The sequence below is a fragment of the Collinsella sp. TF12-2AT genome (assembly GCF_003436735.1).
Lineage (GTDB): Bacteria > Actinomycetota > Coriobacteriia > Coriobacteriales > Coriobacteriaceae > Collinsella.
This window is the reverse complement of sequence record NZ_QSQK01000001.1, coordinates 346,561-359,369: the sequence shown is the minus strand read 5'-3', so window position 1 is coordinate 359,369 and position 12,809 is coordinate 346,561. Positions and strand designations below refer to the sequence as shown.

The 12,809-nt window shown below is 60.7% G+C and carries 9 protein-coding genes; 4 read left to right on the top strand and 5 right to left on the bottom strand.

Annotation, left to right across the window (positions count from 1 at the left end; genetic code table 11):
• Positions 1-725: 725 nt before the first annotated feature.
• From DXD24_RS01460 to serB, 4 genes are all read right to left on the bottom strand, one after another.
• On the bottom strand, positions 726-1,265 hold the full coding sequence (locus DXD24_RS01460; RefSeq protein ID WP_089572652.1) for a TetR/AcrR family transcriptional regulator: 540 nt from the start codon (positions 1,263-1,265) through the stop codon (positions 726-728).
• Between the two features lie 2 nt (positions 1,266-1,267).
• Entirely contained in the window at positions 1,268-2,170 is a 903-nt protein-coding gene (locus tag DXD24_RS01455; RefSeq protein WP_117563675.1) for a LarC family nickel insertion protein, read from the bottom strand.
• A gap of 10 nt (positions 2,171-2,180) precedes the next feature.
• A complete protein-coding gene (gene larB / locus DXD24_RS01450) occupies positions 2,181-2,963 on the bottom strand; it encodes a nickel pincer cofactor biosynthesis protein LarB (RefSeq protein ID WP_117563674.1) in 783 nt (260 codons plus the stop codon).
• 114 nt (positions 2,964-3,077) lie between these two features.
• Positions 3,078-3,713 carry a phosphoserine phosphatase SerB gene (gene serB, locus DXD24_RS01445; RefSeq protein ID WP_117563673.1) on the bottom strand — a complete coding sequence of 212 codons (636 nt, stop codon included), beginning with the start codon at positions 3,711-3,713 and terminating at the stop codon, positions 3,078-3,080.
• Between the two features lie 255 nt (positions 3,714-3,968).
• Between serB and aspS the strand changes: the two genes are divergently transcribed.
• Entirely contained in the window at positions 3,969-5,756 is a 1,788-nt protein-coding gene (aspS, locus tag DXD24_RS01440) for an aspartate--tRNA ligase (RefSeq protein ID WP_117563672.1), read from the top strand.
• A 243-nt stretch (positions 5,757-5,999) separates the two neighbouring features.
• On the opposite strand, the gene DXD24_RS01435 is transcribed toward aspS, so the two are convergent.
• Positions 6,000-7,016 carry a LacI family DNA-binding transcriptional regulator gene (locus DXD24_RS01435; protein WP_117645925.1) on the bottom strand — a complete coding sequence of 339 codons (1,017 nt, stop codon included), beginning with the start codon at positions 7,014-7,016 and terminating at the stop codon, positions 6,000-6,002.
• Between the two features lie 375 nt (positions 7,017-7,391).
• Between DXD24_RS01435 and DXD24_RS01430 the strand changes: the two genes are divergently transcribed.
• The 3 genes from DXD24_RS01430 (at position 7,392) to DXD24_RS01420 (ending at position 12,476) form a co-directional block, all read left to right on the top strand.
• A complete protein-coding gene (locus DXD24_RS01430) occupies positions 7,392-10,400 on the top strand; it encodes a glycoside hydrolase family 2 TIM barrel-domain containing protein (RefSeq protein ID WP_117563670.1) in 3,009 nt (1,002 codons plus the stop codon).
• Positions 10,401-10,403: 3 nt separating this feature from the next.
• The gene (locus tag DXD24_RS01425; RefSeq protein ID WP_117563669.1) at positions 10,404-10,859 is read left to right on the top strand and encodes a hypothetical protein; all 456 of its coding nucleotides are present in this window, start codon (positions 10,404-10,406) and stop codon (positions 10,857-10,859) included.
• A 153-nt stretch (positions 10,860-11,012) separates the two neighbouring features.
• Positions 11,013-12,476 (top strand): amino acid permease, encoded by a 1,464-nt coding sequence (locus DXD24_RS01420; protein ID WP_117563668.1) that lies wholly within the window; start codon positions 11,013-11,015, stop codon positions 12,474-12,476.
• Positions 12,477-12,809 lie beyond the last annotated feature (333 nt).

Genomic DNA, 12,809 nt, shown 5'->3' with positions numbered 1-12,809 from the left:
CATATATATCTGAATTTGGATGGGAGGGGCGCTTTGTTTTTGGGTGCCCTTACAAGAAAACGTGACTTGGGGAAGGGATGGGCGCTTTGTTGGGATGGCGCACTACGTGCGGCGGGGGTTCTTTCGTCCTGCGGAATGCGCTGGGAAGTTACCCCATGCGGCCAGCTGCGGGATCTTAGTCGCGTTGGAACAAGCAACCCAACATATATATCTGAATTTGGATGGGAGGGGCGCTTTGTTTTTGGGTGCCCTTACAAGAAAACGTGACTTGGGGAAGGGATGGGCGCTTTGTTGGGATGGCGCACTACGTGCGGCGGGGGTTCTTTCGTCCTGCGGAATGCGCTGGGAAGTTACCCCATGCGGCCAGCTGCGGGATCTTAGTCGCGTTGGAACAAGCAACCCAACATATATATCTGAATTTGGATGGGAGGGGCGCTTTGTTTTTGGGTGCCCTTACAAGAAAACGTGACTTGGGGAAGGGATGGGCGCTTTGTTGGGATGGCGCACTACGTGCGGCGGGGGTTCTTTCGTCCTGCGGAATGCGCTGGGAAGTTACCCCATGCGGCCAGCTGCGGGATCTTAGTCGCGTTGGAACAAGCAACCCAACATATATATCTGAATATGGATGGGAGGGGCGCTTTGTTTTTGGGTGCCCTTACAAGAAAACGTGACTTGGGGAAGGGATGGGCGCTTTGCTGGGATGGCGCTTTGGGATGGGGGCTTACTTAGCTGAAGAGGGGCTGTATGGCTGATAGGTAGTCTTTGGCTACTTCGGCCCTATCTGCTTGGAAGTTGTGCCAGGCCCACCATTGGACCATTCCTACGAAGCTTGAGGCTATGTGGTGTAGTAGGAAGCTTCGGTCCATGGTGGCGGCGGGGCCGTTTGGGTCGGTGGGGACGGTTTCGGCTGCTCGTGACATGATGGTCTTGCGTAAGCAGTCGGCGAAGACGCGTGAGCCGGCGCCGGCTACCAGCGCTCGGACACCCTGGCGACGTTCCCATAGATTGTTGAGGATATGCTCGACCTGCACGAGTGGGTCGTCGAGCGGTGTGCCATCGTCATCGAGGGCGTGGGTGCAGATGTCGCTCACGAGCTCGGACAATAGGTCATCTTTGCTCTTGAAGAGGCCGTAGAACGTGGCCCGACCCACATGGGCGCGAGCGATGATGTCGCCGACGGTAATCTTGCCGTAGTCCTCTTCGCGCAGCAGCTCGGAGAACGCCGCAACGATGGCAGCGCGGCTTTTTGCCTTGCGGGCATCCATGGCTATGCGTCCGCGTGAACGAGCAGGCAGCGAAGCGTACCGGAGCAACCCTCGTAGGGGCGCTTACCGGCGCCGTAGCCGACGGCCTCGATGCGGTAGCGGGCCGGCAGGTGCTCGGACGTGCGCAGTGCGGCGACGGTGGCGGCGCCCGTGGGCGTCACGAGCTCACCAGCGACCGGTGCAGGCGTGAGGGCGATATTGCCCGCCTGACACAGGTTGACGACAGCGGGGACGGGAATGGGCATAAGGCCGTGGGCACAGTGGATGGTGCCGTGACCCTCGGAGAGCGACTCGACCACTATGTCTTCGATGCCCAGGTTGTCGAGGCAGATGGCGACGGAGCAGACGTCGACGATGGAGTCGACGGTGCCCACCTCGTGGAACATGACGGTCTCGGGCGTTTTGCCGTGGGCCTTGGCCTCGGCGGCGGCGAGCGCGGTAAAGATGGCGAGCGCGCGACGCTTGGCGCCATCGCTTAACTGCGAGCCATCGATGATGGCGGTGACGTCTGCTAAAGAACGGTGGTGATGGTGGTGGGCGTGATGATGACTCTCGTGGTCGTGGTCATGCTCGTGGCAGTGCTCGTGTTCGTGCTCGCCATGGTCATGATGGTGGTGCTCATGCTCGTGTGTGTGCTCGGCAGCTGCTTCGTTGCCGTAGAGCCAGGCCATATCGTGGTCGTGGTTCTCGAGTTCCTCTGCAAGCTGGACGTCGAAATCGCAGGCGTCGATGCCATGCTTGCTTACGCGTGTGACGGCGATCGTAAAGCCGTCGACCGGCAGCGTGGCGAGCTGCTCGCGCAGGTGCTCCTCGCTGGCGCCTAGGTCGAGCAGGGCCGCGACGGTCATATCGCCGCTGATGCCCGAGGTGCCGTCGATGATAAGCGTGTGCTGATGATTGGACATGGAATGCTCCTTAACGGGCGCAGGGCGTGCCGGCGCTCAGATGATTGATAAGACTTGCCTGGTAGGCGGCACCAAAGCCGTTGTCGATGTTGACGACCGAAACGCCGCTGGCGCAGGAGTTGAGCATGGCGAGCAGCGCGGCTACGCCACCAAAGCTCGCGCCGTAACCCACGCTGGTGGGAACGGCTATGACCGGACAGCTTACCAGGCCGCCGACAACGCTCGCCAGTGCGCCCTCCATGCCGGCAATGGCGATGACCACCTGTGCCTGGGCAAGTTCCTCGGCATGCGCGAGCAGACGGTGCAGGCCGGCGACACCCACGTCGTAGAGGCGGTCGACCTCGTTGCCATAGAACTCGGCCGTCAATGCGGCTTCCTCGGCGACGGGCAGGTCGCTCGTACCGGCGCAGGCGACGACGATGCGTCCGTTGCCGGTAGGGGAGGGCTTGCCGCCCACGAGGGCGAGCTGTGCGTCCGGGACATATCCCAGGTCGATGCCGTTGCCAAGAAGCTCGGCGGTGCGCGCGGCTTTTTCGGCATCCAGGCGCGTGACCAGGATGCGCTCCTGGCCGGCATCGCGCAGCGCTTTGATAATGGCGGCAATCTGATCGGCGGTTTTACCGGCCCCGTAGACAACCTCGCCGGCTCCCTGGCGCACCCCGCGCGAAAGATCGAGCTGCGCAAAGCCCAAATCGGCGGTCGGAGCCGTCTGGATGCGCGTGAGGGCGTCGGCAGGGGTGACTGCTCCGCCGGCAACATCGCTCAGCAATTGCTCAAGATCTCGCTTATCCATATATGTTCCCTTCGACGGCGCAAAGTCTAGCACTCAAAGGGTATGTTTCCGAACACTAAGACAAAATTGTTCGGAAACTATAGGACAGACTGATTCACTTGTTAGATGGATTGACTAGTCGCGCAGGATGATGTCCATGGCGAGCATCAGGTTGCGTTCGTCGATGGCAAACGGGGCCGCCTCGCGCGTCTTGGGCTTGGCGCAAAACGCGATGCCCGTGCCCGCGGCCTGAATCATGGGGATGTCGTTGGCGCCGTCGCCGATCGCGACCGTGTGGGCCATATCGACGCCGCACTCAACTGCCCAATCTAGCAGCTGGATGAGCTTGGACTCCTTGGTCACGATGTCGGCCGCCAGCTTGCCGGTGAGCTTGCCGTCCACGACTTCCAGGCGGTTGGCCAGGCAAAAATCGATGCCCGCGGCGGCCACGATCTTGTCGGCGACCTCGTGAAAGCCGCCGCTTACCACGCCGACCTTCCAGCCCTTGCTGTGCGCTGAGCGCACAAGCTCCAACGCGCCGGGGGTAAATGTCACGCGCTCAAAGGTGCGCTCGAACACGCTCTCGTCCAGGCCGGCGAGCAGCCCCACGCGCTCCTCGAGCGCCTGCTTAAAGTCAAGCTCGCCGCGCATGGCGCGTTCGGTGATCTGTGCCACCTGCTCGCCCACGCCGGCCTCTTCGCCCAACAGGTCGATGACCTCCTGGTTGATGAGCGTGGAGTCGATATCCATAACGATGAGGCGTGCAGTCATGGCGGGCCTTTCCGAGTGCTGTTTTATTGGGCATATTGTCGCACGTGACGAGCGCGGGCGGGTGCCGCGGTGCGTCAATTGTTTCGTCTCCGTCAAGTCTTTGGGCAGGAGCCACTTTTTCGCGGCACATCAGCACAGGTGCGATAAGATAGAACGCCATGTCTGGCTGCGCGGTTTACGCAGGCCGGGCAAATCTGTACGACGCCGCCCGGAACGACACGGGGCGGCACAGATCCATAAAGGAGGATCACTGGTATGAGCCAGACCCGTCCCATCGACGAGCATTCCATGCACACCCGTACCTGCGGCGAGCTTCGCCGCGAGAACGTGGGCGAAGAGGTCACCCTCACCGGTTGGGTGAGCCGTCGCCGCGACCACGGCGGCCTTATCTTCTGCGACCTTCGCGACCGCGAGGGCATTACGCAGCTCACCTTCGACCCCGAGCACTCCGACGGCGACGCCTTTAAGATTGCCGAGACTATGCGTCCCGAGTGGCCCATCAAGATCCATGGCGTCGTGCGCGCCCGTGGCGAGGAGACCACCAACACCAAGCTCGCGACCGGCGAGATCGAGGTCCTGACCGATCATGCCGAGGTGCTCAACACTTCCGTCACCCCGCCGTTCCAGATCGAGGACGGCATCGAGACCAGCGAGGACACCCGCCTGCGCTATCGCTATCTGGACCTCCGTCGTCCCGAGATGATGGCCAACCTCAAGCTGCGCTCCGACTTTACCTTTGCCATTCGCGAGGCGCTGCACAACCGTGAGTTCATGGAGGTCGAGACGCCCTCCCTGTTCAAGTCCACGCCCGAGGGCGCCCGCGACTTCATCGTCCCCAGCCGTATCCAGCCGGGCAACTTCTACGCCCTGCCGCAGTCCCCGCAGCTCCTGAAGCAGCTGCTTATGGTCGGTGGCGTCGAGCGCTACTACCAGGTTGCCAAGTGCTTCCGCGACGAGGACCTGCGTGCCGACCGTCAGCCCGAGTTCACCCAGGTCGATATCGAGATGTCCTTCGTGGACCAGAACGACGTCATGAGCGCGCTCGAGGAGGTCCTGGCCGATGCCTTCGGCCGCATGGGCGTCGAGATGCCCACGCCGCTGCGTCGCATGAACTACTGGGAGGCCATGGACACCTATGGCTCCGATAAGCCCGATACCCGCTATGGCATGCACCTGGTCGACCTGACCGACATCTTTGCCAACTCCAAGTTCAAGGTCTTTGCGACTGCCGCAAACGAGGAGGGCTCTGTCGTCAAGGCCATCAACGCCAAGGGTGCCGGTGCCTGGGCTCGCGCCAAGATCGACAAGCTCGCCGGCGTGGCCTCCACGTTTGGCGCCAAGGGCCTTGCCTGGATCGCCTTCCGCGAGGACGGCTCCATTAACAGCCCCATCGTCAAGTTCTTCTCGGACGAGGAGATGGCTGCCCTGCGCGAGCGCATGGACGTCGAGCCCGGCGACCTTGTGATGTTCGCCGCCGGCCCGCGCCTGCTCTCCGACGAGATCCTGGGCGGCATGCGTTCCCACATGGCCAATGCGCTCGAGGTCAAGCGCGAGGGCCACGACTTCCTGTGGGTCGTCAACTTCCCGCTGTTCCACTGGGACGAGGATCGCAAGGCCTATGCTGCCGAGCACCAGCCCTTCACCCTGCCGACCGAGACCGACATCGCCAAGATCGAGGCCGACCCGCTGGCAGCCGGTTCCTGCACCTACGACTTTGTCATGGACGGCTTTGAGGCCGGCGGCGGCGGTATGCGTATCCACAACGCCGAAATGCAGATGTCCATGCTCAAGCTCCTAGGCTTTACCGAGGAGCGCGCCGAGTCGCAGTTCGGCTTCCTCATGGAGGCTCTCAAGTTTGGTGCGCCCCCGATGGGCGGCTTTGCCCTGGGCCTGGACCGCGTGTGCATGCTGCTCACCGGCTCCGACTCTATCCGCGACGTCATGGCGTTCCCCAAGACGGCCAGCGGCTCCGACCTCATGTCGGGCGCTCCGAGTGCCGTTTCCGGCGCCCAGCTCAAGGACGTCAGCCTGCGCTTGATGTAGGCAAGCGGCTACCTATTGCCTGTAACGAGGGAAGGACGTGTGCCTTCCCTCGTTTTTTATGCGTCGATGTTTCGAGGGCATGGGGAGACCGGGCATCGCGGAAACTGCGACCCAGAATTCGGCAAAATAATGGGGCACAGTTTCCGGTTGAGCTGTCTAACGGAAACTGTGCCCCAGAATGAGCGCTCAAAACGGGACAGGCTTTCCGCAACAACTGTTTGGCGGAAAGCCTGTCCCAGTTTCTTATAGTGAGTCTCTCTGAACGAGCTGCATGTGCATGACGGTGGTGGTTGGCTCGGCACCCTTGATCATGTCGAGCGCAATGTTGGCGGCCATGTGGCCTTCTTCGCGCAGGGGCTGGCGGACGGTCGTGAGCGCGGGGACGCAGCGCGTCGCAATCTCGTGATCGTCGAAGCCGACGACAGAAGCGTCCGCCGGAACGGATAGGCCTGCCTCGTTGAGTGCGGTGATGGCGCCAGCCGCGATACGGTCCGATCCGCAGAGCACGCCATCGAAAGCAATCTCGCGCGCGAGGATCTGGTGCATGGCCTGATAGCCGTCTCCGCTGTTCCAGCCGGTATAGATAACGTTTGCGTCTGGGAGGTCTTCGCCCAAGACGGCGCGGTAGCCGCGCAGGCGGTCGACAACAGCGGGGTTGTCTTGCGATCCCAACACGGCGACGATATCTTTGCGCCCGCGCTCCTTCATGGCGAGTGCCGCAAAGCGTCCGCCCTCTTCGTCGTCAGAGTAGACCGTCGAGAACACATCGCGATAGGGGTGACCCTCGAGCTGGCCGCACAACACGGTGGGCACGCCCAGCTCGCGCAGTACCTCGAGCAGTTCGCTGCCCTTGTAGGGGGAGACGTTGATTACGGCGTCGAACGAGCGGCGCTCAAAGTGCTCGCGTGCGCGGTTGCGCTCATGCGTAGAAGACGCCTGCAAGATAACGGGCAGATAGGATGACTCCGACAGTTCTTCGGTAATGCCGCTCAAAAACTCGCTATAGGTGGGGTCGCTGAAGAGTTCACTCAGGGGCTCGGTCACGAGCACGGCGATGATTTCCGTGCGTCCGACAGCGAGCGCTCGGCCACGAGCGTTGGGGACAAAATTGACTTTCTTGGCCGCTGCGCGGACGCGCTTTTTGGTTTCCTCGCTAATGCGGGGCGAATCGTTGAGGGCGCGCGATGCCGTGGAGCGCGACACGCCGGCAGCTGCGGCAACCTCGGCAAGCGTAGGTGCGGTGCGAACTGGTTGGGTCATGGCGTCTCCTGGAAAATGCGGTCGATGTTGTCACTGATACGGGCTGGTGCGGATAAAGCTTACTATAGTGCGCCTGAACAGCGTTCATGATATCCGGCCACTGGTGGCATTTCACGTTCAAGCTGCTGTTGAACATGGCTTGCACGGGTGGGGCATAGATGGGCGCGGCCGTTGTCAGCCGCCTGGGAATGCTGTTTTGCGCTGAGTTTCGATACTCAGGGTGACATAAGTGTCGTGGTTGTACAACCGGTTGCACCGTTAACCCGACCAAATCGACCGTTCAGCGGACAACCGGTTGCACAGTTTTTTGCATCGCCCGTAAGATAAGGACAACCGGTTGCACAAGAATCACTAAGATGACGAAGGAGCATCACCATGGACGCCATTAACGATTGGGAAAACCAGGCGCTCACCCACAGGAACCGCCTGGCACCCCATGCGTACTTTATGGGTTACGAGACCGCCGATCTCGCTGCAACGTACAGCCGCGAGCTGTCGCGCGGGTTTGTCCAGCTGTCCGGCTCGTGGCAGTTCCGCCTTTTTGAGGGCCCCGCTGCCGTCTCCAATGAGAACCTCTCCACGTATAAGCCCGAGTGGGATCACGTGGAGGTTCCACACCTGTGGCAGGTAGATGGCTATGGCAATCTTGCCTATACCGACGAGGGCTTCCCGTTCCCGGTGGATCAGCCGTTTGTTCCCTCCGATGACCCCACGGGCGTTTACCAGCGCATCGTCAACCTTCCCGCCGTTCCCGCCGGCGCTCGCGAGATTATTCGCTTCGACGGCATCGAGAGCTATGGCGAGCTGTACGTCAACGGCCAGTTTATCGGTATGACCAAGGGTTCGCGCCTGTCCGCTGAGTTTGACGTGACCGACGCGCTCGTCGAAGGCGGCAACCTGTTTGCGGTCAAGGTCCTGCAGTACAGCGACGGCAGCTATATCGAAGATCAGGACATGTGGTGGGCCTCGGGCATCTTCCGCGATGTGTACCTTATGCAGCGTCCCGCAGCGCACCTGGTCGACTTTAGGTTCCGCACGCACCGCGAGGGCGATACCGCTCTGATCACGCTCGATACGATGGCCGAGGGCGCTACCCGCGTCGTGTATACGCTCAGCGATGGCCAGAATGTGGTCGCTACGGGCGAGTGCGTCGACGGCCATGCCGAGTGCAGCGTGACCGATGCCCACTTCTGGAATCCCGAGGACCCCTTCCTTTATGACCTGACGTTTGAGGTCTACGACGGTGACGAGGTCAGCGAGTTCGTTCCGCATCGCCAGGGTCTTGCCGAGGTGACGGTCGAGGGCAATCATATCTACCTCAACGGCACCTACTTTAAGATGCATGGCGTCAACCGCCACGATCACGACGATCATAAGGGCCGCGCCGTGGGCCTCGATCGCATGCGCCGCGACCTGGAGCTCATGAAGCAGCACAACATCAACGCGGTGCGTACGTCCCACTACGCCAACGATCCGCGCTTCTACGAGCTGTGCGACGAGTACGGCATCATGCTGGTCGCCGAGACCGATATGGAGAGCCACGGCTTCGAGAATATCGGCAATATCGCCCTGGTCACCGACGACCCTGCCTGGGAGCCGGCTTACGTTGACCGTGTTGAGCGCCTGGTGATGCAGGAACGCAACCACGCGTGCATCATCATGTGGTCGATGGGCAACGAGAGCGGTTATGGCTGCAACATCCGCGCGATGTACGCCAAAGCTCACGAGCTCGACGGTCGTCCGGTCCACTACGAGGAGGATCGCAACGCCGATACCGTCGACGTCATTTCCACCATGTACTCCCGCGTGTCGCAGATGAACGACTTTGGCGAGCATCCGTTCCCCAAGCCGCGCATCAACTGCGAGTACGGCCACTCCATGGGTAATGGTCCCGGAGGCCTGTCCGAGTACCAGGAGGTCTTCGATCGCTGGGATTGCATCCAAGGCCAGTTTATTTGGGAATGGTGCGACCACGGTTTGGCTGCTGTGACCGAGGACGGCGTTGCCTACGACATGTATGGCGGCGACAACGGCGATTACCCCAACAACAGCAACTTCTGCATCGACGGCATGGTGTTCCCCTGGCAGCAGCCGAGCCCGGGCCTTACCGAGTACGGCCAGGTCATCTGCCCGGTTCGCATGGCCTACGATGCCGAGGCGGGCGAGCTGACCGTCACCAACAAGCGTTGGTTTACCACCCTCGAGGATGTCTGCCTGTCGGCGGAGACCCTGGTGGACGGCGACGTGGTCTGCCGCAAGACGCTCATGCCCGGTGCGGTTGCCCCCGGCGAGTCCGTCCAGCTTCCGCTGGTGATTCGCGAGGCCGCAGTGGGCGAGACCCTGCTGACCGTGCACGCCTACACCATGGCGGCTCACGCCTGGTGCGAGCCGATGTTCCAACTGGGTGCAAGCCAGTTTGCCATCGCAAACCATCCGGCGCCGGCAATTGCCGCCCCCACTCGTCCTGAGCTTACGGTCGAGGAGACCGAGCAGGAGATTCGTATTCGCTCCCTCAACGGCGAGCTGACCTTCAGCAAGGTCAACGGTACCGTGAGCGAGTGGAAGGCATCCGGTCGCGACGTCATGACCTCCGGTCCCCAGGTTGGTTTTTGGCATCCGCTCGTCGATAACCACGCCCAGGAGTACGACTCCCTGTGGAAGGATAACTTCATCGATGTGATGCAGACGTCTACCCGCAATGTTTCTTGGAAGCAGGACGACAATGCGGTCGTCGTTACCGTGAGCCAGCGTATCGCTCCTCCCGTCCGCGCGTTCGGCATGCGCGTCGAGCTCGTCTATACCGTGCTTCCGAGTGGCCGCGTCGACCTCAAGGTTTCCGGCGAGCCCTACGGCGACTATTCGGACATTATCCCGCGCATCGGCATCTCCTTCGAGGTTCCCGGTTGTGATCGTGCCGTCGAGTGGTATGGCCACGGCCCGGGCGAGAACTATCCGGACTCGCTGCGCGCCAACCCGGTCGGTCATTACCGCACTACGGTCGACGACATGTTCACGCCCTACGTTATGCCCCAGGACTGCGCCAACCGCGAGGGTACCCGCTGGGTCGCCCTGCGCTCCAGCCACGGTGACGGTCTGGTCGTGACGCGTCCGAGCGACGCCGCTTCCAATCCGTTCTCGTTCTCCGCATGGCCCTATAGCTGCGAGGCTATCGATAATGCCAAGCATGTCTACGATCTTGTCCCGGGCGACACGGTTACGGTCAACATCAACGACCAGCTGCTCGGCCTTGGCTCGAACTCTTGGGGTTCCGAGGTGCTCGATTCCTATCGCACCCGTTTTGAGAGCTTCAGCTTTGAGGTGTCCCTGCGACCGCTGACGTCTGCCGATCTGGCTCAGGCGCTGGCACCCATTAAGGAGGCATAAGTCATGCATATCTTTAACTCGCGTGCCGATTTCGACGCCCAGATGAAGTCCGTCAAGAAGTGGATGCGTACCGGTCAGGCACTCGACGGCGTTTCTGAACTGCAGCACGATGTGGCGTACTCTATCGGCGACTCGCTGGTGTATTGGTGGGTGAACGCCCACGAGGCGGCTACTGCCGATCTGGTCGGTCACCGTCGCTACCATGCCGTGCTCGCCCCGCTCGACGGCAATCTGACCGTTGAGGTGGCTTCCAAGGCCGATCTTACCTGTACGCGCGCCTACAGCGATATCGATGATCGCGAGCGCTTTGAGGGTACGGGGGAGACCGTGACGATTCCCACCGGCGGCGTTGCCGTCGTCGAAATTGACGAGGCCTACCGTGTCGTGGCCGATGCCGCGGATCCCCGCGTCGTGGTACTGCACGTGACAGTCGAAGGTTATTCCTTCCCCAACAAGTAGTATTCGTCCGCCTGGACGTTTGCTTCGCGCCGTTAAGGGGGATGGATTTGTTGACTCCCTTTTCCCCATTCCCCTTAGCAGGTGCGCCGTCCGTGTTTGCACTTGCAGCTCGGACGGTTTTAGATGACATTTAACAGATGATTGGGAGGGCTTATGAGCTCTGAAAAACGAGGAACGATTGGTTCGTTCGCTCTGCTGGGCATGACGGTCGCCGCCGTGTTCGGTATCAAGAACATCATCAACAACAACGCGGCCATCGGCTTGGCAGCTGCGCCGTCGTTCTTCTTCGCCACGCTTTTGTACTTTGTCCCCTATACCCTGGTTACCGCCGAGTTCGTCGGCCTCAACAAGGACTCCGAGTCTGGCGTGTACGCATGGGTTAAGACCTCGATGGGTGGTCGCTGGGCGTTCCTGACGGCATTTAGCTACTGGTTCGTTAACCTGTTCTTCTTTGCGTCCGTCCTGCCCAACGTCATCATCTACGCGAGCTACGTGTTCTTTGGTGCCAACGCCGAGCTTTCGCAGCTGTGGATCACCATTATCGAGATCGTCGTCTTTGCTATCGCCACGTGGGTTTCGACCAAGGGCGCTAAGTGGATCGGCTCCATTTCCTCCTTCGGTTCGACCGCGGCTCTCGGCCTGACCGCCGTGTTCATCCTGCTGTCCCTGGCTGCTGCCTTTGGCGGCGTTGAGTTCGCTACGGCTCCTACTCCCGCTAACATGGCTCCCGACATGAGCAACTTCGCAACTGCGTGGGGCTTCTTCGGTACGCTTGCCTGGATCATCCAGGGCGTTGGCGGCGCTGAGTCTGTCGGCGTGTTCCTTAACGACCTTAAGGGCGGCGTCAAGGCCTTCGTGCGCACCGTCGTTATCGCCGGCCTGACCATCGGCCTTCTGTATGCAGGCGCTTCGCTGCTGGTTAACCTGTTCATCCCCGAGGGCGGCGTTGCCATCTCCACCGGTATCTTCGACGTATTCGGTGCTGTCTTTGCCCACTTTGGCATTCCCATGGAAGTGTCTACGCGCGCCATCGGCTTGATCCTTCTCGCCGCCACGCTGGGCTCCCTCATGATGTGGACCTCCGCTCCCATCAAGGTCTTCTTCACCGAGATCCCCAAGGGCGTCTTTGGTAGCAAGATCGTCGAGCTCAACGAGCATGGCATTCCTGCCCGCGCTGCTTGGCTGCAGTTCGCCATCGTCGTCCCCATCCTGATCATTCCGGCCCTGGGCTCCGGTAACCTCGACGACCTGCTCATGATCGTCACCAACATGACTGCTGCCACCGCTCTGCTCCCACCGCTGCTGATTTTGCTTGCCTACTTTATGCTGCGCAAGAACTTTGACGCCGCTCCCCGTGGCTTCCGCATGGGTTCGCGCAGCTTTGGCCTGGTCGTTGCCGCATTCCTGCTTGTGGTCTTCTGCTTCGTGCTTATCTGCGGCACCATTCCGCTCGATCAGCCGCTGTGGCTGACGCTGGTCTACAACGTTGGCGGCGTGGTTGTCTTCTTGGGCCTTGCCGTGATGTGGTACAACCGCTACATCAACCGCCTGCGCGAGACCGATCCCGAGGCCGCCGAGAACGAGCTTCGCCCTTCCGTCCTCGATATGATGGAGTAGCGGCTAGGATTAATCTACGGCTGTGGAATAAATCGATTCCCTTTCCTAAGGAGGGGCCTTACGAGGCCCCTCCTTTTGTGTTTTGGGGCATGGTCTTGGCTCCCGTGGTCAAAAAATGCCAAATATGAGTACTGTTGCAAAAGAAGTGCCATATTTTTCGGCCTGCTCTGAGCGAAAATGGGCTCAAAATCGATTTATCTAACTCCCTTTAAAGGGCGTTTGACGGCTTTCAACCTCTTCGAATCGCTCAAGCTAGGCAATTTGCTCTCGATTTTGCTGCTACTAAATTTGTAACAGTACTCATATTTGCCACTTTTTGACCACGGGGTATCC